The organism is Peribacillus asahii (assembly GCF_003570725.1).
In the GTDB taxonomy this organism is placed as follows: domain Bacteria; phylum Bacillota; class Bacilli; order Bacillales; family DSM-1321; genus Peribacillus; species Peribacillus asahii.
In genome coordinates, this window is record NZ_QWVS01000002.1 from 125621 (window position 1) to 148294 (window position 22674).

Here is a 22674-nt window from a genome sequence, read left to right on the forward strand (position 1 = left end):
AAGGCTACCTTCCTTTCATTCAGAAGGTAACCTTTTTTAGCTCGTTGCCTTTTTCGTTTTAGAAGCCGATTTCGCTTTTGGCGATTTCTCCGGTTTAGTTTGTTCAATGCTCTTATTTAAAGCTTCCATAATACTTATGATATTTTCCTTGTTCGGATTTATAACAGATTTTACTTCGACATCTTCTTTTTCAATTTTTGTCTCAATCAAATCAAGTAAAGCTGTTCGGTATTCATCTTTATAGTCTTCGGGCACGAATGGTACCGTTAACTGGTTAATAAGAGTAGTTGCTGCAATAAGTTCCTTCATTTGAATCGTTACTTGTTCTTCAGAAGGCAGGTTAGACACTTGTTGAATCGAACGTACCTCGTCTGGATAATGAATGGTTTCAAGAATGAGTCCATGTTTATATACACGAATGATAGCTAAATGCTGTCGGCTGCGCAGTGAAATTTTTACGATACCGATTTTTCCAGTTCTCTCTAACGCTTGTCGAAGAAGGACATAGGTTCTTTCAGATCCCTCCATTGGATTAATAAAGTACGAACGTTCAAAATAAATCGGATCAATTTCCTCTAATTGTACAAAGGAAATCAGGTCAACTGACTCCACTTCGTATTCTCGCTTTAAATTACGTAACTCTTCTTCACTGACAATAACGTATTTGTTAGCACCATATTGATAGGCCTTGACAATATCCTCAGGCTCAACCAGTCCTTCTTCACATCCCGGAGCCACCTTTTCATATTGAATGGGCACAAGACAATCTTTATGGATCCCAATAAGCTTAACGTCTTTGTCTTCAATAGCACTGTGAAGTTTAATCCCTATATTGACCAAACCAAACGATAGATTGCCTTTCCAAACTGTATGCATGCGATCACCTATACTCTTTTTCCATTACTATGTCCTAAGACAAGAAAAACATAACCAATTATGTATCAATGAAGATTTAAGTTTTCTCCAAGGGTACAAGATTTATCGGTCTCCACATCACCTACTATAAGAACATTTCTCCCCCATCTAATTGTTGGAAAATATATTGAACAGTTTCTATATCTGAAGCTGTTGGTAATTCGAATTGTTGTTGGTACGTTTCGGCACCTTTCCCTGTAATGAAAACCCAATCCCCTTCATCCACTTGGTCCAAAACGTTTTTTATTGCTAAAGTACGGTCAGGTATGACAGATCCACTTTGATTTAACTTATAAAGATCTTGCTCCATATCATCATAAGAAACACCATTTAAATCATCTAAAGTAAGAACACTACTATCACTGAATGTTTGAGAAAGGTTCACCATTTCCTTACGTTTATCGGTATCCCTATTTCCTCTAAAGCCATAGATATGAAACACCCGTTTAGCCCCCTCGTCTCTGGCCGTTTGCAGGCAGTGATAGAAAGCATCAGCAGTATGAGCATAATCAATCACAATAGTCGCTCCATTATTAGGATGCTGCATCATTTCAAACCTGCCAGGAACACCAGGGAACATTTCTAATGCCTGAATAATTTGGCTGCTAGGAAGACCAATTTTTTGAGCCGTTAAAAAAGCCATGGAGGCATTCAAAATGTTATGATACCCTAACATCTTAAGATTTAGGTTAAAACATTGGTTCCTTTCAAAAACCAATGTAAAAACATCGGATTTTATCTTGTCAATTTTTAAATGATGGTGTCTTTCATCCCCTATGATACATATATCTTCATCCTTTAGGTTTAGAAGATTCACCAATTTTTCTCCCCAACTGTTATAGTGATTAACAATCGCTTTCCCATGAGGTTTTAATTGATTGAACAATTTGGCTTTCACTAGAAAATATTCATCCATATCATGATGGTAGTCGAGGTGGTCATGATCCAAATTGGTAAATAAACAGTAGTCAAACTCCACACCTTCTACTCGGTATTGTGATAGGCCATGGGACGAAACTTCCATAATAACAAATTCATCTTCACTTAACGCAAGCAGTCTCTGCAATTCAAGAGCATCAGGAGTAGTGTTTTGAGAAGGAGAAGCTTGACCATTTATCACATTGTGTACCGTACCAAATACGGAACACGTTCGGCCTAAAGTCTCCAAAATATACTTGAGCATAAAAGCGGTAGTCGTTTTACCATTTGTCCCTGTTATCCCAATTAAAATCTTCTTCCGTGAAGGATGTTCATAAAATTGACAAGCCAGTTTAGCTAAAGCTAAACGGCTGTTAGATACTTTAATATAAGGAACAGGTAAATCCTTCAGGTCTTTCTCTCCCACGATTACACTAGCTCCAGCTTTTATAGCCGCTTCAATGAAATCATGACCGTCCACCCTGTAACCTGGGATTGCAACAAATACCTCATTTGGTCTTACAGCAGCTGAGTTAGTACTTATCCCCTCAATATTTATATTAGGAACAGATTCATCTGTAAGCTTTTCAATACACTCTAATAGGACGCTTAATTTCAATTCCTTCTCACTCCTGAAGTTATATAATGGTTGATGATTTTTTGGAATTCGTTGAAATTTTCCTCTTTCTATTTAAAAGAATTTACTTTATTTATAACCAATTACAAAATTCATAACCAAAATTATAAGCTTCTTCAGCACGTAGACAGATTATTCTTTTCTTAGCTTAAGCTAAGCCATAATATAGAAAGTATTCTTTTACATACAAATGAAACAAACCTTGCCAATTCGCAAGGTTTGTAAGGTTACTTTAGAATATACAAAAATCAAAGGAACAGCTGAGTGGCAACTATTCCTTTGATTAAAATTTCTTATTCTACCTGAGGAGTTTTAGTATCTCCTTTTTTTGTTTCTTGTTTTTCAGGAAACTCCATCTTCCAGCTAAAATACTCATTATCCGGATTTTTCTCATAACGTAAATTCGCATCAAATTTATTGCCTTTTTTACTCGTGAACCCTTTAACTGGAGCCACGCCATTTTTTAATAACGCCTTTACCATCGTTTTCGTAGGTTTCTTTTTCATAGAAGCTAAATATTTATCATTTTTCCAAATAACGAATTTACAGCCATTTTTCCAATTGCTGCAGCCAAAACCTTTTTGTCCTTCGATAACAGCATGACCGCAAAGAGGGCATTTTCCTAGTACTTCATTTGGCTTACGCTCTGTCGTTACTTCGTGAATCGTGATTTCTTTTTCAGTTTTGATTGTTTCAACGGCCTTTGTCGTGAAATTAAAAATAAGCTCTAAAAAATCATTTTTACTGAAGTTTCTTTTTTCAATATCGAACAGAGATTTTTCGAGGCGGCCTGTAAATTCTAGATTGAATAAATCTTTAATTGGAAACGTTTCAACAAGCTTTCTGCCTAGCTCTGTACAGACCAAATTTTTATTTTCCATCGAAATATAGCCGACATCTTTTAGCTTCTTAATCGTTTCGGCACGTGTAGCAGGAGTCCCTATACTAAAGCCATTTAAAATAGCATGCACATTTTCTTCGCTTTCACCGTCACTGTCATAGTTCTTTCCACATGTCTCCATCACGCGAAGCAATGTTTTTTCAGTATGCTGCTTAGGCGGCTTTGTAACATGAGAAGTAATTTCATGCTTGATAATCTCTATAGGATCGTTCACTTGTACGAGTGGTAAAATCGTATCTTTCGATTGAACCTTCTCAACCTTTTTCCATCCCTCGACGAGCTGTACTTTTCCTTTTGAGAGAAAAATGCCTTTTAAATCGGCATTCGCAATTTTTGTTTCAATTCTCGTTTCCTCATATTCAGCAACCGGCATAAACTGCATAATAAATCGGTTTTTAATCGCTTGATATACTTGTGCTTCATCCTGAGTGAGATTTTTTGGCTTCAAGTAAGTAGGCACAATCGCACTATGACTTTCTACTTTTGCATTATCAAAAACCCTTTTTGACTTCACAAACTTAATTTCATCCCGATATGGTAAGTCTTCTGATAATATTTCTAGCACCTTCGATGTTTTCCCAACAAGGCTTTCTTCTAAAGCAATACTCGCTGTTCGTGGATAAGTAATGAACTTTTTCTCATATAACGATTGAGCGACTTTTAATACTTTATCTGATGTCCATCCTTTATATTTACTCGTGATATGTCCTTGCAAATTTGATAAATTAAATAAAAACGGTGGATAGTCCTTTTTCTTCTGTACTTGCTTATCATGTATGATTGCGGATTTGTCAGCCAACAGCTGTTGAATTTCTTCTAATGTTTCTTTACTTTTAAACTTCTCTTCTTTTCCTTCTATATATGTTCCTTCATATTCTTCATTCTTCTCTGTTTGAAAAGTGGCTTGTAGCTTAAAATAGTTTTCTGGAACAAAGTTTTCAATTTCTTTATCGCGATCATAAATAATTTTTAACGTCGGCAGCAGTACGCGCCCAATATTTAACGCCTTGCCCTTCCCCTTTTGATATTTTAGAGTGGCTACAGATGTTAAGTTTATTCCTATTACCCAGTCCGCCCATTGGCGGCTAACGCCAGCATCTTGCAAAGGCTTCAGCTCTGAATTGAGCTTAATATTCTCTAACCCTCTCATCACTTCAGCTGGAGTCCATTCGTTTAATAATAATCGATATACCGTTTTATCTGTCCCCAAGTTATAAATGATACTATCTCCGATGACTTGTCCTTCGCGGTCATAATCACAAGCTGAAATAATAGCCTCTACATCTCGTCTTTTCATTAAGCTCTGAATAATCTTTAGCTGCTTTTTGGCACCTGTATCAGGCTTTTCTCTATTCTTCGGATCACTTTTCACTTTATATTTAAAAGTCGGCGGAACAAAAGGAAAGTTCTCCATTTTCCATGTAGACATTTTCTCATCATAATCTTTTGCATCATATAGTTGAAGTAAGTGGCCGAACGCCCATGTTATAATATATCCATTTCCTTCAAAATAACCGTCTTGTCGATTTTTTATTTTCAGTGCATCTGCAATATTCTTCGATACAGATGGCTTCTCTGCAATAATTAACTTCATTCAATTAATCACCTTACATCTAAAATTTCCGAAGCAAACTTGCTTAGTTTTTTATTTTATCATAGACAAGCTTATAATTGGCAGAAGATCATATAAGTGTACTTACTTAAACATACTTTTTGAGGATGGCAAAAAAGGAATGATCTGAAGAGGAGGATTGTTCAACTAAACGGAAAGGCTGCCCTGAAAGCCATTTTCATGACTTTTTGGACAGCCTACAATCATTCTAGTTTCTTAATAAACAAAATAAACATTTTCTAACACATATTTGCCATTCTTTAATTGGGTAAATTTAAATTTGACTGTTACCGAACCAAAGGCATCAAAGTTTTTTGGTTGGAACTGGTACATAAATGTAGCAAATCCCGTCCCTTTATACGTATTTTCAACTGTTACCTTGGAAGTTTTAACTTCTTTAACGGCCTTCGAATAAGTGGAAAGAGTTTTTTTCGAATTGGCTTTTCTCATTCCCTTTACTTTTTGACTGTAACTATCACGTACATATTTGCGGCCAAGTAAATAGTTAGTATCTGCTTTCTCAGCTACATGTTTATTAACATATGAATTGAAAGATGTAGTTTTTCCTGTATTAAGAGAATCACCATAAATTTTTATAAGTTTAACAGCTTCCGGCTTTAATTCACTTGTCACTTTTTTCATACTGAATTTCTTAGGAAAAGTTAATACCCCTTTTTTCGAAACAGTAACAGATGCTTTTGTCACACTAACAGATGTAGACGTTTGCTGTGTAGCTTTAGTTTCTGCCCCGACTCCTATTGAGGCAAACAAAAGGCTACATGCTACAATCGTTGACATGATTATACCTTTTTTAAATTTCTTTCTTCTCTGTTTCATCAAAATTCCCTCACTTCTATCTTCTCTTTTTAATATAGTTTTTCAATATATATCCATACTAACCAGTATTATCATAATAAATCTATTATTTGGTTTGACACTTCAAAAACAGGATAAAGTACCCGTCCTCATCCAAAGTATATTAGGAGCTGTCGAAGTAACTACACTTTTTAAATCAAATCAAAAAAGCCAGATTGAAACTGGCTTTTTTATAGTTGAAAGCGATTTCTAACTGCACCTAAAACCTCTCACCCACGATATAATCCGCTAATGAATGAAGTGATGAGCTCCATCCAATAGCTATCCAAATATACTTTCCTTCTCATTCATTTCTCAACAAAGATTTTATACTGGATTCATATTTTAATAAGAGATTCCTCCTACTATTTTCATGGTCCGTATAACACCTTTCTCTTTGCTGCTCCATCAGAAGTACTTCAAGTAAAAACCAAAAATATCCTCAATAACCAATTGGAAATTAACAGAATTTTTGTCCTACCCCCAAAATTTCAAAATGACTACCTAAACCTTTATTGATAGTCATTTTTTGTCGAAACAGTTTGTGTGATAGATGAGGAACATTTAGAATCACTTTCGGTCAATGTTTCAATAATTTTTTAGGGAGGATCATTGTATAAAATCAATCTATTAAATATAATTATAAATTTTTCGACACTACACCTATGAGGAGGAATCTAAGTGAATCGAGTTTTTATGTGGGTTATCAGGTCATTATTTGCACCTGTTACTGGAAATGCAGGAGCAGTTGCGAGTACACTTGGTTTTTTTCTGGCCTTTTTTCCTTTAGATAGTTTAAGAATTCCATTATTGCTTGCCTTTTCACTTTTGTTGCGTCTTAATATTATCGCCTTATTCCTTGGGACGTTGATTACCATTTTTATTCCTAACATTAGTGATTTACCCTTTCTAGATTTACATATACTAGAAGATTCCGAGTTATTTTCTTTCCTAGAAACTAAAGCACAACTTTCACAAGCGATTGCAGCGGGTGTCCTAGGGGGAGGAATCGGCCTTGTTTGCTATTTTTTCTTTCACTGGTTTTATAATTTAGGGCTGAAAAAAAAGGAGAAAAATCAAGAACATGTCTTTCTTGATCCTGCTAAAAGACGCTGGTCCATTATTAAACGACTAAGTGCAGGCTTTACTGTTTTAATTGTTTTAGTATCAGCTTTTTTTATTGAAAGCCTCAATACTAACCCAGCATTTCCTGAACTTCAATTGAGTAATACTACAGCCAAAAGTGGGATGGAGCCGATTAATACAAGTTTAAGTGAAGAAGAGCTTGCTTCACAGATTCAAAAAACGAAACCTTCCCCTATTATTCAAGAAAATATGGGGCTGTTGAACAAAACACAAATAGCTAGCAAACAAGAAGTTTATGGTTTTTATGTCAATTGGGACGAGAAAAGCAAAACTTCTTTTAAAAATAATATTCATTCTATTACAACGTTAGTGCCGGAGTGGCTGCAACTTACTTCTAGCCTCACTCTTGAGGACAGTACTGACAACTCTATTGTTGCAGAGGCCAAAGAACATGATGTAAAGATTCTCCCATTAGTTAACAATTTTATAGATAATAAATGGGATGGCGATATCCTGCACCAACTATTTACTACTCCAGGTGCTGAAGATCGTTTTATTAAAAACTTGTTGGCTTATGTGAGAACAAATGGCTTTGATGGTATTAATATAGACTTTGAAGAAATTAATCAAAAGGACAAAGCTCATTTCACTCGTTTTATGAATAAAGTTTCTAAAGCATTTCATCAGCATGATCTCATGGTCACAGTGGATGTCCCGCCGAATAACAATAGTTTTGACTATGCTTCTTTAGCAACTAGCGTTGATCGGATGTTCGTCATGCTATATGACCAGCACCATGCCATGAGTAAACCCGGACCTATAGCTCCATCTGATTGGATAAAAGAAAACTTACAGCAGCTCGATATTCCTTCCGAAAAATTAATTGTGAGTTTAGGAAACTATGGCTACGACTGGGAGGAGAACTCTAATCAACCCGCAGATGCAATGACATTCGGGGATATCACGAATCTGGGAATTAAAATAAATCCCAAAATCCACTGGAATAAAGAAGCAGGCAACCCTTATTTACGCTATAAAAAGAACGGAAAGAAACACATTGTTTGGTTTTTAGATGCTGCTACGTTTTATAATCAAATGAAGTTATCGATAGACAGCGGTTCAAAAGGAATAGCGGTTTGGCGCCTCGGCTCTGAAGATCCTGCTATCTGGAATTACATTAATAAACCAAAGGAAATAGACAATCCATCCAATGCCCTTAAAACCTTGATCAATTCTGATCCTGTTCACTATACAGGGGCTGGAGAGATTTTAAAAATTGTTTCTCAATCAGAAAAAGGGAAAAGAACCATTCGATTGGATTCACATGGATTGATTGAAGCCGAAACCTATGTGAAATTACCAAAGCCTTTTCAAGTGGCTAGGTATGGAAAGGCGAAAACAAAAGAAATCGTCCTTACCTTTGATGACGGTCCGGATCCAACCTATACAACACAAATATTGGACATTCTGGACAAGAATCATATAAAAGGAACCTTCTTTATAGTTGGAGAGAATGCTATGATGCATCCCGAACTGGTTAAAAGGATGTATAAGGAAGGCCATGAAATTGGCAATCATACCTTTTCCCATCCTAATGTTGCATCCATCACACCATTTCAAACAAAAATGGAGATTAATGCAAATCAACGTTTATTCCAAACCATTACAGGTCATTCAATGAACCTTTTTCGCCCGCCGTTTGAGGCCGATGCAGAACCAAGCACCAAGAATCAACTGTTGCCTATATTGCGGGCACAGGACGTGGGTTATACCATGGTTGGCGAATCTATTGACCCTAACGATTGGAAAAGAATTTCTAGTGATGAAATCGTAAAGCGAGTATTAGATCAACTGCCAGAAGGAAATGTGATTTTGCTGCACGATGCTGGAGGCGACCGCTCCAACACAGTAAAAGCCTTGCCCATTATTATTAAAGAACTTGAAAAGCGCGGCTATACCTTTACCACCATTGGTGATTTAATTGAAAAAAGTGATAATCAAATTATGCCCCCTGTTACGAAGCAGGACAGCCCTTATCTGATCTATGACAAGGCTGTATTTAAGATCATGCAAGGCTGGAGTTCAGGCTTAAGCTTCTTGTTCTACTCAGCTATCCTTTTAGGAATCTTACGGCTTGCTATCTTCGTTTTTCTATCTAGAAAGCAGGTAAAAGAGTACAAAGAGACCGAAATCGACCCTTGCTTTACACCTTTTGTAAGTGTCGTTATTGCGGCCTATAACGAGGAGAAAGTCATTTGCAAAACAGTTGATTCAATTTTATCCAGCGATTACTCAAACTTCGAAGTACTGATTATCGACGATGGATCAAAGGATGATACTGCTGCTGTTGTTCAAAAAACGTATGCAAGTCATCCTCTCGTGAGATTAATTAAAAAAAGCAATGGAGGAAAATCTTCTGCTGTTAACCTTGGTTTTAAAGAAGCAAAAGGGGAAATCGTAGTTGCTCTAGACGCTGACACACTCATTGCTAAAAATGCTATCTCACTGCTTGTAAACCATTTTAAGAATGAAAATGTTGCTGCTGTTTCAGGTAATGTAAAAGTGGGCAATAAGGGGAATCTCCTTACAAACTGGCAGCATATCGAATATGTGACAGGCTTTAACCTAGAAAGAAGGGCCTTTGCCGCTCTCAATTGCATTACAGTTGTTCCAGGGGCGATCGGTGCATGGCGAAAGACAGCAGTAGAAGAAGCTGGATACTATAAAGAAGATACACTAGCAGAGGATACCGATATCACTCTTACTCTTTTACGTCTTGGGAAAAAGATTGAATTTGAAGAAAAGGCTCATGCCTTTACAGAAGTACCAGAGGATATTAAAAGTCTTGAAAAACAGCGTTACCGCTGGGTTTATGGTACATTACAATGCTTATGGAAACATCGCGGGGCATTGTTTAATAAAAAACATAACTCATTAGGGTATATTGGTCTTCCAAACATGTGGATTTTCCAATATATTTATCAAACCATATCACCTATTGCGGATATATTGTTCATTATAGCTCTTTTTGGCACGAACCCTGGTAAAGCAGCCATTGGATTTATGCTATTTTACTTGCTAGATTTCTTTACTTCTCTATATGCGTTTCGATTGGAGAAAGAAAGTCCTAAACCACTAGCTTCCTTGTTTCTACAACGAATTTTATACAAGCAGCTTATGGCTTATGTCGTAATAAAATCTATCTTCTCGGCAATAAAAGGAGTAACCGTTGGTTGGAATAAACTAAAAAGAAAAGGAAATGTTACTCAAGAGACCTACATTGCGGAGGTTAAGGAAAAAATATAATAGAATATCTGCACAGGCCTTTCCATTTGGGAAGGTCTTTTTTATATTAATTGACAACACAAAAAGGACCACCATCTGTTGGTGATCCTTTTTGAAAGAATTACATTTTCTTTCCGTTGTTTTCTTTTTTGTTTTGAGGGCTCCTAACCTTTTCTTTCTTATTCTGAGAGCTTGCAGCCTTTGCTTTTGCATTTTGAGAAACTTGTTGTCCATGATTGGTTGTCTTTTTGGTTGCACTTGTTGTATTCGTTGCCGTCTTCGTTGGTGTAGTTGCTGTCGTTGGTGCTTCTTTTGCTCCGGCTGTATTCGTTACCGTTTCCGTTGGTGCAGTTGCTGTCGTTGGTGCTTCTTTTGCTCCGGCTGTATTCGTTACCGTTTTCGTTGGTGCAGTTGTTGTCGTTGATTCTTTTGCTCCAGCTGTATTCGTTCTCGTTTTTGCTGGTGCAGTTGTTGTCGTTGGTGCTTTTGCTCCAGCTGTATTCGTTCTCGTTGCCGTTGGTGCTTTTGCTCTTGTTGCATTAGTTGCCGTCGTCGTAGATGTAGTCGTTGTCGTTGCTTCTTTTCCTCTAGTTGCAGCGGACATTGTAGTTATTGCCGTATTCGTATTAGCAGAATTCGTGATCGTCTTCCCGGTGGATCTTTCCGTATTTTGGTGACTCGCCACTAAGGTCGTATCACTCTCGCTTCTATTTTTTATAGCCGCTTGGAAAGCCGCAGTATTATGAGAAGGCTTGGTTTGCACGTCTTTCACATTCGTTGCTGACGTTTGATCTTTCGCCGTTTTTTCCCCTTGGTTAATTACATCCGATCTCTTTGGTACTTCGGATATGGTTAAATCCTTTTCTTTTATTAACCGTTTAGAAGATTGATCGACTAACAAGACATTAGCAATAGAAAACGTAACCGATCCCGCTAAAACCATGGCAAGGGCTCCCTTGGTTAGTTTATTCATCTTTATTCCCCTCGTGTTTTTCTATGATTATATTAAAAGAATACGAACAAACCAAAACCGTTATGGGGGTAATAAAAAAACAGAATGTTGAATGCTATTAAATCGCTCTTTCACTGCTTCATCTATCGTGTTTATACATTAATATTTTCTCATTTCTCTTCGGATTCTTTAATTTCCTTTACTCGAATACCATTCTGTTTGAAATATTCTAAGTGCTCTTTAATCCGCGGCTTATTAAGCTCTAAACGGTCAATTGACTTAATGACGTTTATAATAGAATTTAAGAGCAAGACTATAGCTTTATAGACTTTAATACAAAAAAGACTGCCTATGGACAGTCCTGCTCTTGCATTAGAGCACCTGTTTAATTTGAGTACAATTCTTCATAAACTTTCATCAATTTCCCCTCCCTACTCACTATCGTTCCTTGAGGAAGGGGTTTGCAACGTATCGAACTTGATTGCTGAACGAGTAACGTTACGGGATCTGCGACATTGTGGCTCTGTTGACCACCAGACCCTCTATTCCATCGGTAAAACTTTTGGAACTACTTTTAGGCAACTGTATAAGATAAAGGGTTATCTACTAACACATCTTCGATGTGCAAAAAGAGACCCTCTTTTTTGGCGTATTTTCGCATAATATTAGCGGAACCGTTCACATCTGCGTTGATAATGGTTTTGTTTTTCGAGCGATATAAACCTCTCGATATTCTACGTCCAGAAAACATTTTTTCTCCTTCTTCGCCATAAGTAGGGATGTCATCGCCATCTAGGAAACTAGCTTTAGATGTATAGGATTCTTCCGTAACTATAACGGCCATCCCTAGTTCTTCAGCTTTATACTGAATCATTGAAATTAAGAGGCTATAAGGGATTTGAACAAACTGTTGGTTGCTCTTTTTGCCTATATTCGAATGCTGTTTCCATCCTTTGTTTTGACCAATGATAATGGTATCAATGTTTTCAAACGAAGCTAATTCCGTGATAAAAAAGCTGCATTTGTGAAACAAATCCTTTATTTTACGATGCCGAACGGCATCAAGACGAAGCAATCGCTTAGAAGAAAACGACCCTTCTTTTGGCTCTTTTCCCTGACGAAGGATGCCATAATAATGAGCTCTCATTTTGTTATAGTATTGATTCACGGATTTGATGGTTTTGCCCTTCAACAAAACAGGTGCCATTCCTGTGTTTGTCGTAATAGTTGCCAAATTATCAATTCCTAAATCGATACTCATTAGGCGAGAGGATTCATTTTTCGTTTTACTGTCTACTTTCGGCTTTTCAAAAACGATTTCTACAACCAATTGTTCATATCTTGGGATTACACGAACACACTTCAGCTTATTAGCCGTACAACCTAACCTCCCGATATTTAAACGTTCTTTAGTTTTAGGGAATTTTAGATATTTCTTTTCTTTAATGACACAATCTTGATTCGTAAACTCTACTTCTTTCATCGAAGCTCGGCTGTAACGAGGAATTCTTGGTCTTCCTGTATATTTAGATGGATTCACTTTCCAATCTTTTAATCCAGCAAAATATGACTTCCAATCTTTGAATACCTTTTTCATCATCGCTTGGCTGCTTTGAACAGGCAACGATGTATAATCGTTTTGTGCGATTCGTTTAAATAATGCATCTAAAAAGTTGTAATCTACATACGGATTCGAAGAATCCGGTAAAGAAAATACGTTACATTTTACTTCTTTTCTCTGTTCAACTGGTTTGGCTAATTCTTTAGCTAATCGCTTTTCATAAGCAACACGTTGAACTTCGTTCATCGCTTCAATGTGATTAACCAAAGTATCTATTACTTCTTTTTGAAGAGGGTGCCGTCCGTTATCTGATGTTAAAGCTGTAAACACTTGTCGAATATAAAAATTCGTGGTGTTATACATATTTTTACTATTTTCACACATCGTTTGGAAATAGTTATACATCCGATGTCCCTTTTTAATCCAAACTTGTTGAGTCGAATAGCTTTTGCCTTCTTGTTGTTTTTCTTTTACCAAAGTTTTCACCTCCTTTTGTTATTATTATAAACAACATACGTTCGGTAGTCTCACTTTTTTAAAGAGAAAAGAAATAAAATTAAAAAAAAGCCGATTCACCCTCTCCTTACCGGCTATCGCCGCTTGAAGAAGGGGTACTCTCGGCAAATTTGATAGATTTTTGTTTAATAAATTGATATTCAAACCATTTTTCACAAGGGATTTTATATTTTTACATATTTTTCAATTCTTCTTTTGAGACAATACTCCAACCATATGCATCAAGCCTCTCTATATAGGTCTCTGTCCTGATTCGCTCTCTTTCTGACACAAGCGGGTGTAGTGACTAGATTCTCTTTTTAACATCTTCTCTTATTAATTCAATAATATTATCAGATAAATTTGCCGGTAGAGATGTACCATCTTTAAAAATCCATGTATTAATTATTTCAAGGTCTGCTTTTTTAAAAGTAATGCTATAATCTTTATTTTGGTAAGCAAAATCAGTTGTCACGAATTCTTCACCATCAAATTCATCATCAATGATCATGTTATTTATTTGATAAGGCTTCATGATTAGTCTCCTCGTTTATCATTCTTTTAATTATAGAGTTAACTTTATCTTTATATTTATTCACTATTTTCAACCAACCTGCACAGATTATTAAAAAGAAAAGACAGCCTCATTCATTATTTATATAACGCACTCGTTCAACAAGGATTCATTCTTAATTTAAACACTTTATCTATTGCTTCCTTGTCGTAATCTAATATCCAATCATTGTATACTTTCACTACTTCAACCGTACAGTCGTTATCAGCCAGATTTTAAACATACGCTAAATCTTCTATTTCGTTATTAAACAATCCCTCCTGGTACATAAAAAAGAGCGCAAATTCCCCTTCGGAATTGCACTCGATTACTGACAAATATTATTTGATACTACTTATTTTCTTCAAGCTGAGAAGCGCTAGTAATAACGGTTAACTTTTCTTCAACCGAAGTTCGCTGTTGTGCTTTCGGTGTCATATCTGGGTAACCTATTTGCATAATTCCCACAACCTTCTCACCTGGCTTCACACCGATTTGTGCATGGAATGTTGGTGAATAAATGGTTGGATCCGTATTCCAAAGCATTCCAATTCCACGCTCCCAAGCTGCTAATTGAAAGTTTTGAATACAAGCACTCACCGCAGCAAAATCCTCTTCAAAAATCATTGGTCGTGGATCTGCTTGCATGACAACAACAACAAACGCTGGAATTGACAGCAATTGTTCAAGTTTTTCTGGCTTCATCGGTCTAGGGAACTTCCCTTTTTCCTTTTCATTTTTTAAAACTTCCACGAGATGCTGCTTTCCTTCATCTAAGAAAGCGATAAAACGCCAAGGTTCACGCATTTTATGATTCGGTGCCCAAATCGCAATATCTAATAGCTCTTTAAGCGTATCTAAAGAAATCGGGTCCTTTTTAAACTTTTTAATCGTTCGACGGGAACGGATAACCTCTTCAACAGTCAAATTTGATTCCATATTCATATTTTCAATATCCTCTTTCTAAGCTTCCGTGTTATTTTCAGTATCTTTGTTTAATCGTAAATTTGCATATTCCTCGAACTCATATAACTCAAACAATTGTACAAACTCATCTATTATCGACTGTGTTGCCTTTAATTCACCAACAATAATTGGATTAACGGATTGCAACTCTGGTGTTTGCAATTGCTTTTTCAGTGACTCTTGCTTAGTTTCTAAATGCTCTAAAAACATTATCGCACGCTTGCGTCGGAACGTTTTCGCTCCTTCTGATTTTACCTCTACATGCTCCCCGCGACGTCCACGATGTCTGCCTTCATGATGTTTATGTTGTCCCCTATGTCCTTCTTGTCTCATAATCCCCCTCCTCATTGTATACAATTGTATACTTTAGAATTCACTTCTATTGTATACAATTGTATACGAAATAGTCAAATTCATTTTTTTAATAATAACTAAAAAGGAAACGTTTCATAAGATGAATTTTGCGGAGACGGACCCATGCTGCGCTTATATAAAAAACCACACCTACTTACGGTACGATTCACCGTGATGGATCTAAGTGAAGTTTTAATTTTATATCGAACCTAAGCCACTATAGTATTAGACAACTATCAGGCATTATTACGTGCATTTATTACATACATCTTGATTTATTTATCTATATCAGTTAGATAAGGACATTGAGAGGATCGCTTTCAGTATATTTGAACTACACCTAAACTCCTAAATAAAGAATGTATATAGTATAAATAGCCCCCTGCTTGTGTTATAATCATACTGATTGAAAACTCACTCACAACAGGTGTCCCATAATGAATTTACCTTTAGATACGAGAGTAATAATTCTATTACTCGGCATAGGCTACTTATTTACATTAATCCTCATTATTGCTTATGAACATAAACACATAAAGAACTTAACAGCTAATACCTTTTTTTTAGCAAAATGCACTCAGACTATAGCATGGTTTTGTATGATTTTACGCGGAGGAACTCTTGAATTTCTATCAATTACCTTTGCTAACTCGCTACTATTTATTGGATATGCTTTAGAAATAATCGCACTATTGGGCTTAAAACATGCTCTACATTCAAAGACAAAGATGATATATCTTGTTTTGACTCTTCTCAGTATTATCGGATTTCAACTCATTTTTATTTTTTATAACAAAGAGAACGTCCGAATTGCATATTGCTCCTTTGTTACTGCGGCAATCTATATCCCTGTTTATCGAATAGTTTTTGGGAAAGCGCTCACCCCACTTATGAGAATCATCGGTAGTATGTACCTTCTTGTTGCCGCAGCTTCTTTAGTCAGGGGGATAATTTCACTAACTTCATCTACTTTTTCGACAAGTTTTTATACTCCGGGAACTTATCAATTGATTTCGCTGCTATCTATTTTTATTTTTACGAACTTAGGAAGTATAGGATTTATCCTGTTAATGAAGGAAAAGGTAGATCAAGAGTTAATTCATTTTGCTAGTTATGATGATTTAACAGGCACACTGAATCGTAGAACCTTTACGGAAAATGCGAAACAATATCTCATCAATTATGCTAAGAAGGGACAATCCCTATCCTATATTCTCTTTGATATTGACAATTTTAAAGGTATTAATGATACTTTTGGGCATCATATCGGTGATCAAGTACTTCAGGACCTTACTATGAAAATTAAGCAACATTTAGACAAAGATGACTTGTTTGGACGTTATGGAGGAGATGAATTTGGCATCTTGATGCCTGGAAAGAATGTAATCGAATCAACTAAAAAAGCTGAACGAATCAAACAGTCGCTTAATGACGATATCAACCACAGTTTACCGGTGACATATACAATTAGTATGGGCATCATCACAATCATTCCCAAGCATTCTACACAATTAGAAATGCTTTATACTAATTGCGATAAGGCTCTTTACAAGGCTAAAAGCAACGGACGAAATGGTATTTTTCGGGGTCAGTTCGAGGAACATCATGAAGTTTCATAATCGGGACTTCGAAATCAAGATTTTATTTTACTAATCCTAAGCAAAAACTCTCCCCAACGACTAATCTGCATTTTTGAAAACAGCAACATTAGTTTTACTGTTTAGTATATCTATAGATTGAAATTTGAATGTTACCGTAGTCTATCATAACCTTAATTTGATAAACTACGGTGAAATGAACCACAAGCAAATGAAATTATTAGCTAATTCCCCATCAGTTTAATAACATGAAATTTGGTTCAGTATTAACAAAAATAAAATAGTCTCAGTCAACTTATAATCCTCTAAATTACCCACTTTATGTTTTTATTCCCATTTCACCAAATCACCTATTTCCTGACTGGCGTTATCTAACGATTCTGTACCGTTACTTGATTCAGAAAGAGGATTTTCCCTTGAGGATGTTATACTGATAATAGAAAAAGGAGGGTCGTTATGAAGATTATTGTATTTGGTGCAACTGGTGGCGTGGGCCAACATGTCGTGAAGCAAGCGTTAGAAAAGGGGGTTGAGGTAACTGCATTTGTACGCACTCCATCAAAGATAGAATTGTCACATGAGCAGTTACATATTATGCAGGGCGATGCCTTCAATAAAGAAGAAGTCGCTGCAGCAATTGCAGGGCATGATGCAGTCGTGTCATGTTTAGGCTCAAGTCAAGGGATGAAAAAATCGACGGAGCTTGAAGAGATGACGAAAAATATTGTAGCTGGAATGCAGGCACATAATGTCAAACGAATCATCTACACAGCTTCTGCGGGAATTAACAAAGAAATTCCAGGCATCAGTGGGAAAATAGTTATGAAAATGCTAAAAAATGCTCTGACGGATCATCGCAATGCCGTTGATTATATTAAAGCACATGGATTGAATTTCACGATTGTTAGACCAATGGGATTAACGAATGATGCCTTAACAGGAAAGTATAGGGAGTCAAAAGCAAGCGTACCAGAGAAATCAAGAACGATTCCACGCGCTGATGTTGCACACTTTATTGTGAAAGCATTAAGCGATAAACAATACGAAAACTCCTCTATCGGTATTGCTACATAAAGTGAAGCCTCAACTAGTGGTGGGGCATCCGTCACTGACCTAAAAAAAGAAAGGCTGAATCAAAAGTTGTTAAGATAAACAACTTTAAATTCAGCCTTTTTATAGTACCTTTTATCTCTTTTGAATAAAGGAAATAATATCAATATATAGGCTGGTCATTTCTTGAGGGGTTTTATCTAAACCATTTCGAATCCATTGTTCAATTAATCCTAAAAAAGCAGACGTGATAAAGGATAAAAAGTATTCCAGTGGAACTTTTAAATTGTCATTGATACTTTTATTTTTCTCTAAATTAAAACGCACTTTTTCTGAAAAGGCATCTCTAAATCGAATATGAAAACCCGCTCTACCATGATCACTTAAAAATATTTTCAATATTGGTGAATGCATTTCAATAAAGCTAAATAATGTGGCTGCCAAATGCTCTTGTCTCTTCTCAAACGTATGAGTTGATAAATAGCTAGATTGCAATTCATCAATATGCTTTCCTAAATCCGCGAATAATCGCTGCTCTATTTGATCCAGCAAATCGAATTTATCTTTAAAGTGCAAATAAAATGTCCCTCGATTGATTTGTGCTGTTTTCGTAATGTCCCCTATCGTAATCGATTCAAATGACTTATTCTCTAAGATTTGCATAAATGTCTTTTGAATAAGCTGTTTTGTTTTTCGATTTTTCTCTATATAAATATTCACAGAAATCACCTTCTTCTTAAAATTCAACAACCTCTTCACTTTTGTCGATTGCTTTTGCGTACTCCCAGATTATAAGATATTTACATACCACTAAACAACATGTTGAACATTGAGGAAGGATGAAATCCATTGAGATTATTTAAAGAAAAATTAGCATGGGCTGCTCCCATTGCTGTTATTTTAATCATCGCACTATTCTCGGTAAACTTATTCGCTCAAGGAAATCCGCAAGTGAAAAATCTGCCAGTTGCACTTATTGTGAATGATGAGGGCGATCATGTAGACGCTGTAAAATCAGCAATCGAACAAATGAGTAAAAGTACGGATGGCAAAGAACCCATGTTAGCTTTTACAAATGAAAAAGAAGAAGATATTGAAGATTTATTTGATGATAAAAAGTACTATGCCGCTTTAGTTATTCCTGAAGGGTATAATGATACACTACAAAATGCAATGACTAACAACTCTGCTGCAACTTTGCAGGTATATATTAATCAGGGCTTTAACATGACTGGTGCAAACTATGCGAAGACGGCTTTAAACGGTTTAATTACGCAATTAAGTAACCAATATTCTAAAAACTTTATTGCACAAATGCATGGGCAACAAATTGATGCGAACCAAGCGTCTGTACTTGTGAACCCGATTGTTTCTAAAGAAAAAGTATTCAATGCTATTACTGCTTCTACAGCAAATGGCAGTGCGCCAACATTAATGGCGGTGCCTGCTTGGGTAGGTGCGTTAATCGGTGGTTTCATTGTATTTTTAGCAACATCAAACATCTTTAAGAGAGAACAATTAACACGTAAACAAACATTACATTTAATGGGCGGCCAAGTATTATTCGGCATAATTATCGCCTTATTCTCAGGCTTTACTGTTGCAACACTTGCTTCACTAGCTGGTATTAATATGCCAAGTTACTTATTAGTGGCGTTCTTCGTATCGTTCGCTGCATTCTGTTTCTTCTTATTAGTATCAGCAATTACGGCATGGATTGGCAAACCAGCCATTACATTATTCATGGTGGTTATGCTATTAGGTATGGGGGTTCTTATGACACCACAAGAAATGCTTCCAAGCTTCTTCGTAAACTTCATTCGTCCATGGATACCTCTTCGCTTTGCTTCTGAAGGGTTACGAGAAATTTTCTACTTCGGTAGCGGCTTCTACACTAGTGATTCATTCAACACGATTTTAGGAATTGGTATTGTAGGCTTAGTAATTTACCTACTATCTATTTTCAAACCAGTACGTGGGCAAAAAAACTAAATTAAAAAACCAAAAAAGTTATTTTGCATTAGATGCAAAGTAACTTTTTTGGTAGATAAAGAGTACGATCTACTTATATGAATAGTACCCTTCTAAAAACCTCATTTACTTATGATACAGTCCAGCACTTACTTATGATAAGGTTCACCATATTGTATCTAAATGAGGATTTTATCACCGTTGCTAACACGCAGCTACTTATCCTGCTTCCACACAGTTTATTACACCTTTTATCTCTTACAATTCAGTTCAAAAAATTGTCCATAAACTACTTTTTGGCCTTACTTCTTTGTAAAACAAGGATAAATTTTTTGTCATTTCAAATAATAATAAAAAAGTGCTGAGGATTGTTAAAATGACAAACACAACAAATAAAAATAATTGCCCAAATTATAAAAAAATTAAATATATCCTCAACCAATCACCAGATTTACTTTGTAGGACAATTGAAGTTGCTGGAGATTGTCTTGAAGTTGTCTTTATGAAAAATTTAATTAAGACTGAAACAGTTAATGAATATATTATTAAATTCATTCAACAGCTGCCCAAAAAAGATATAACCTATTCTTATTTAATGAAAAATATCCCTATTGGCGAAGTAAAGATTGACTTTAAGGAACAAGAAATTATTTCTTCACTTTTAAATGGATTCGTTTATATTTACTTATTAAAAGAAAGTAAAGCCCTTTTAGTAAATTGTGCTAATCCAATTGAAAGATCCATCGAGAAAGCAGAAACTGAATCTTTGGTATACGGCCCTAAAATTTCGTTTACAGAATCATTGGCTTCTAATATAAAAATTATTAGACAAAATCTAAATAATTCTAATTTGTGTACTGATGAATTAGAAATAGGTGAATATGTTAAGAAGCAATTAAGAATTATATATATTAAAGATTTAACGGATGAAGACATACTAAAAACACTTAAACAGAAGCTTGAAAATATTATAACTGATGATATAAGTGACAGTTCAGTTTTGGCACAATGTCTTGAAGATAATCATTATTCTTTTTTTCCTCAGTTTATCATGACAGAGCTTCCCGATCGATTTCTCTATTCTATTTTAAATGGAAGGGTTGGTATCCTTTTAGATCGAAGCCCAGTGGCTATTATTGGGCCTGCTAATTTTTTTTCGTTTTTTGAATCAACAGAAGATATTTATTTACGATGGTCTCTGAGTACTTTTATAAGATATATACGATTATTAGCCATGGCTGGGTCACTACTCTTCACAGCATTCTATGTTGCAATCATTACCTATCACTTTGAACTTATACCATCTCGATTATTAATCATCATTGGGCAATCCCGTTCACAAGTTCCTTTTCCCCCTTTTCTAGAAGTACTTTTAATGGAATTATTAATTGAATTACTTAGAGAGGCAGGGGCACGGCTTCCGTCAAAAGTAGGTCAAACAATGGGGATTGTTGGAGGGATTGTAATTGGCCAAGCAACAGTTGAGGCGGGCTTAACCAGCAATATTTTAATTATTATCGTGGCATTTAGTGCATTAGGAGCGTTTTCTTCCCCTATTTATGAGATGGGGACTGCCATAAGAATTTGCAGATTTCCTTTCATTATTCTAGCAGGAATTTGGGGATTGAATGGGATTATGGTTGGTGTCTGTGTACTGATGGTTCACTTGTTAAGGTTGACATCATTAAACAAACCTTATCTTGCACCTTTATACCCATTTAGGATAAAGGATTTAAAATACTTCCTAATACGTCTTCCACACCATTTTTATATGAGACGCCCTGTAGTTAACCGTCCATTAAAAACGTTACGTGCAGAATGGAAATTAAAAAATATTGATAAAGATTTGGATGAATTCTGAGGTGGATAATGAAATCAACTGTTAGTTTTGTAAACGCCTATATTGCTTTCTTCATTATACACACCTCACAAATCGGGATGGGCATACTCGGTTTCCCTAGAATAATCTATCTAGCAGCAAAGCAGGATGCATGGGTCTCCATTTTACTATCTGGTCTATTTATCAGTCTTATCACTTGGATAATGATTAGGATACTTAATCATTATGAAAACTTTAATCTTTATGAAATAAATGAAAATGTATTTGGTCGTTTTATAGGCAGTATTATCAATACCGTTATTGTCATTTACTTTATTGCATCAAATTACTCTATCATCATCAGTTATGTTGAATTGTCTCTATCATGGGGATATGAAGGAGTTTATGAGTGGGTAGGTGTTTTTGCCCTATTATTAGTAACACTTTATGCAGTATCAGGAGGATTCAGAGTAGTTGCAGGGGTATGCTTCTTATCTTTTTTTATAACTGTATGGATCATATTTGCATTGTATCAACCATTTGAATCCTTGCAAATAACTAGAATTTTACCCATCTTGACAACATCCCCGCCTGAAATAATGGAAGGAGTATTTAATAGCAGCTATACGATGCTGGGTTTTGAAACGTTATTTTTTATTTTTCCATTCATAAAGGAAAAAGATAAGCTTCTTTTTATCAGTCAATTAGCAGTGTGGTTTACTACACTTCTTGTTTTATTTACAACTGTTATTTCTATATTATTTTTTAGTTCAAAGGAATTAGAAAAAAATATTTGGCCTCTTGTCAGTATGATAAGTGTAGTCCATTTTCCTTTTCTTGAGCGTTTTGAATATATAGCAGTATCCATATGGATATTAGTTATATTTTCAAATTTAAGCATAACCCTATTCATTTCTTCAAAAGGTGTTAAACATATTTTTCATGTCAAACAAAAACATGGAATTTGGATCATCTCAATCATCATTTTTATCACGAGTTTTTTTATCACTAAAAGAGTCGACATTAACCTTTTCATTAATCAAATTGGTCATATTGGTTTTTACTTATGGTTTGTCTATCCAATCTTGTTATATTTCATTTCAATTATTAAATCTAAAATTCTTTCTCATTCTTAATGGAGTTGAA

16 protein-coding genes are annotated in these 22674 nt (G+C 35.6%); 6 read left to right on the forward strand and 10 right to left on the reverse strand.

Translation table 11 applies throughout. The features are described 5' to 3' along the window. Window positions 1-36: 36 nt before the first annotated feature. The 4 genes from ku to D1953_RS00770 all read right to left on the reverse strand — a co-directional run bounded on the left by ku (window position 37) and on the right by D1953_RS00770 (window position 5820). On the reverse strand, window positions 37-876 hold the full coding sequence (gene ku, locus D1953_RS00755) for a non-homologous end joining protein Ku (protein WP_119115244.1): 840 nt from the start codon (window positions 874-876) through the stop codon (window positions 37-39). A gap of 124 nt (window positions 877-1000) precedes the next feature. Next, window positions 1001-2452: a UDP-N-acetylmuramoyl-L-alanyl-D-glutamate--2,6-diaminopimelate ligase gene (locus tag D1953_RS00760; RefSeq protein WP_119115245.1), complete on the reverse strand. Its 1452-nt coding sequence runs from the start codon at window positions 2450-2452 to the stop codon at window positions 1001-1003. Window positions 2453-2763: 311 nt separating this feature from the next. Further along, window positions 2764-4965 (reverse strand): type IA DNA topoisomerase, encoded by a 2202-nt coding sequence (locus tag D1953_RS00765; RefSeq protein ID WP_119115246.1) that lies wholly within the window; start codon window positions 4963-4965, stop codon window positions 2764-2766. 234 nt (window positions 4966-5199) lie between these two features. Beyond that, window positions 5200-5820 (reverse strand): hypothetical protein, encoded by a 621-nt coding sequence (locus tag D1953_RS00770; RefSeq protein ID WP_142920424.1) that lies wholly within the window; start codon window positions 5818-5820, stop codon window positions 5200-5202. Window positions 5821-6519: 699 nt separating this feature from the next. Here D1953_RS00770 and D1953_RS00780 point away from each other — a divergent pair. After that, a complete protein-coding gene (locus tag D1953_RS00780) occupies window positions 6520-10230 on the forward strand; it encodes a trifunctional glycoside hydrolase family 18/polysaccharide deacetylase/glycosyltransferase family 2 protein (RefSeq protein ID WP_119115249.1) in 3711 nt (1236 codons plus the stop codon). Between the two features lie 100 nt (window positions 10231-10330). Here D1953_RS00780 and D1953_RS00785 read toward each other — a convergent pair whose 3' ends face one another. From D1953_RS00785 to D1953_RS00815, 5 genes are all read right to left on the reverse strand, one after another. Further along, complete coding sequence (locus D1953_RS00785) at window positions 10331-11182, reverse strand: hypothetical protein (protein WP_119115250.1); 852 nt, start codon at window positions 11180-11182, stop codon at window positions 10331-10333. Between the two features lie 553 nt (window positions 11183-11735). Beyond that, window positions 11736-13127, reverse strand: a complete 1392-nt coding sequence (locus D1953_RS00795; protein WP_245979847.1) for an RNA-guided endonuclease InsQ/TnpB family protein — start codon at window positions 13125-13127, stop codon at window positions 11736-11738. A gap of 397 nt (window positions 13128-13524) precedes the next feature. Next, window positions 13525-13752, reverse strand: a complete 228-nt coding sequence (locus D1953_RS00800; protein ID WP_119115252.1) for a hypothetical protein — start codon at window positions 13750-13752, stop codon at window positions 13525-13527. 369 nt (window positions 13753-14121) lie between these two features. Further along, entirely contained in the window at window positions 14122-14715 is a 594-nt protein-coding gene (locus tag D1953_RS00810; RefSeq protein WP_342769204.1) for a nitroreductase family protein, read from the reverse strand. Window positions 14716-14733: 18 nt separating this feature from the next. Next, a complete protein-coding gene (locus D1953_RS00815; RefSeq protein WP_119115254.1) occupies window positions 14734-15069 on the reverse strand; it encodes a hypothetical protein in 336 nt (111 codons plus the stop codon). Window positions 15070-15527: 458 nt separating this feature from the next. On the opposite strand from D1953_RS00815, the gene D1953_RS00820 reads away from it, so the two are divergent. Together D1953_RS00820 and D1953_RS00825 are read left to right on the forward strand one after the other, a co-directional pair. Then, complete coding sequence (locus D1953_RS00820; RefSeq protein ID WP_119115255.1) at window positions 15528-16709, forward strand: GGDEF domain-containing protein; 1182 nt, start codon at window positions 15528-15530, stop codon at window positions 16707-16709. Window positions 16710-17144: 435 nt separating this feature from the next. Further along, window positions 17145-17762: an NAD(P)-dependent oxidoreductase gene (locus D1953_RS00825; RefSeq protein WP_119115256.1), complete on the forward strand. Its 618-nt coding sequence runs from the start codon at window positions 17145-17147 to the stop codon at window positions 17760-17762. A 111-nt stretch (window positions 17763-17873) separates the two neighbouring features. Here D1953_RS00825 and D1953_RS00830 read toward each other — a convergent pair whose 3' ends face one another. After that, a complete protein-coding gene (locus D1953_RS00830; protein WP_119115257.1) occupies window positions 17874-18458 on the reverse strand; it encodes a TetR/AcrR family transcriptional regulator in 585 nt (194 codons plus the stop codon). Window positions 18459-18587: 129 nt separating this feature from the next. Here D1953_RS00830 and D1953_RS00835 point away from each other — a divergent pair, with 129 nt between their 5' ends. The 3 genes from D1953_RS00835 (at window position 18588) to D1953_RS00845 (ending at window position 22664) form a co-directional block, all read left to right on the forward strand. Then, window positions 18588-19730 carry a YhgE/Pip domain-containing protein gene (locus D1953_RS00835; RefSeq protein WP_119115258.1) on the forward strand — a complete coding sequence of 381 codons (1143 nt, stop codon included), beginning with the start codon at window positions 18588-18590 and terminating at the stop codon, window positions 19728-19730. A gap of 355 nt (window positions 19731-20085) precedes the next feature. Further along, a complete protein-coding gene (locus D1953_RS00840; RefSeq protein WP_119115259.1) occupies window positions 20086-21570 on the forward strand; it encodes a spore germination protein in 1485 nt (494 codons plus the stop codon). Between the two features lie 8 nt (window positions 21571-21578). Continuing rightward, the gene (locus tag D1953_RS00845) at window positions 21579-22664 is read left to right on the forward strand and encodes a GerAB/ArcD/ProY family transporter (RefSeq protein WP_119115260.1); all 1086 of its coding nucleotides are present in this window, start codon (window positions 21579-21581) and stop codon (window positions 22662-22664) included. Window positions 22665-22674 lie beyond the last annotated feature (10 nt).

Excerpts from the sequence above, each read along its gene's own strand:
- ku (WP_119115244.1), bottom strand. The coding sequence starts at position 876 with ATGCATACAGTTTGGAAAGGCAATCTATCGTTTGGTTTGGTCAATATA.
- D1953_RS00765 (WP_119115246.1), bottom strand. The coding sequence starts at position 4,965 with ATGAAGTTAATTATTGCAGAGAAGCCATCTGTATCGAAGAATATTGCA.
- D1953_RS00770 (WP_142920424.1), bottom strand. The coding sequence starts at position 5,820 with ATGAAACAGAGAAGAAAGAAATTTAAAAAAGGTATAATCATGTCAACG.
- D1953_RS00785 (WP_119115250.1), bottom strand. The coding sequence starts at position 11,182 with ATGAATAAACTAACCAAGGGAGCCCTTGCCATGGTTTTAGCGGGATCG.
- D1953_RS00795 (WP_245979847.1), bottom strand. The coding sequence starts at position 13,127 with ATGTATAACTATTTCCAAACGATGTGTGAAAATAGTAAAAATATGTAT.
- D1953_RS00800 (WP_119115252.1), bottom strand. The coding sequence starts at position 13,752 with ATGAAGCCTTATCAAATAAATAACATGATCATTGATGATGAATTTGAT.
- D1953_RS00810 (WP_342769204.1), bottom strand. The coding sequence starts at position 14,715 with ATGAATATGGAATCAAATTTGACTGTTGAAGAGGTTATCCGTTCCCGT.
- D1953_RS00815 (WP_119115254.1), bottom strand. The coding sequence starts at position 15,069 with ATGAGACAAGAAGGACATAGGGGACAACATAAACATCATGAAGGCAGA.
- D1953_RS00820 (WP_119115255.1), top strand. The coding sequence starts at position 15,528 with ATGAATTTACCTTTAGATACGAGAGTAATAATTCTATTACTCGGCATA.
- D1953_RS00825 (WP_119115256.1), top strand. The coding sequence starts at position 17,145 with ATGAAGATTATTGTATTTGGTGCAACTGGTGGCGTGGGCCAACATGTC.
- D1953_RS00840 (WP_119115259.1), top strand. The coding sequence starts at position 20,086 with ATGACAAACACAACAAATAAAAATAATTGCCCAAATTATAAAAAAATT.
- D1953_RS00845 (WP_119115260.1), top strand. The coding sequence starts at position 21,579 with ATGAAATCAACTGTTAGTTTTGTAAACGCCTATATTGCTTTCTTCATT.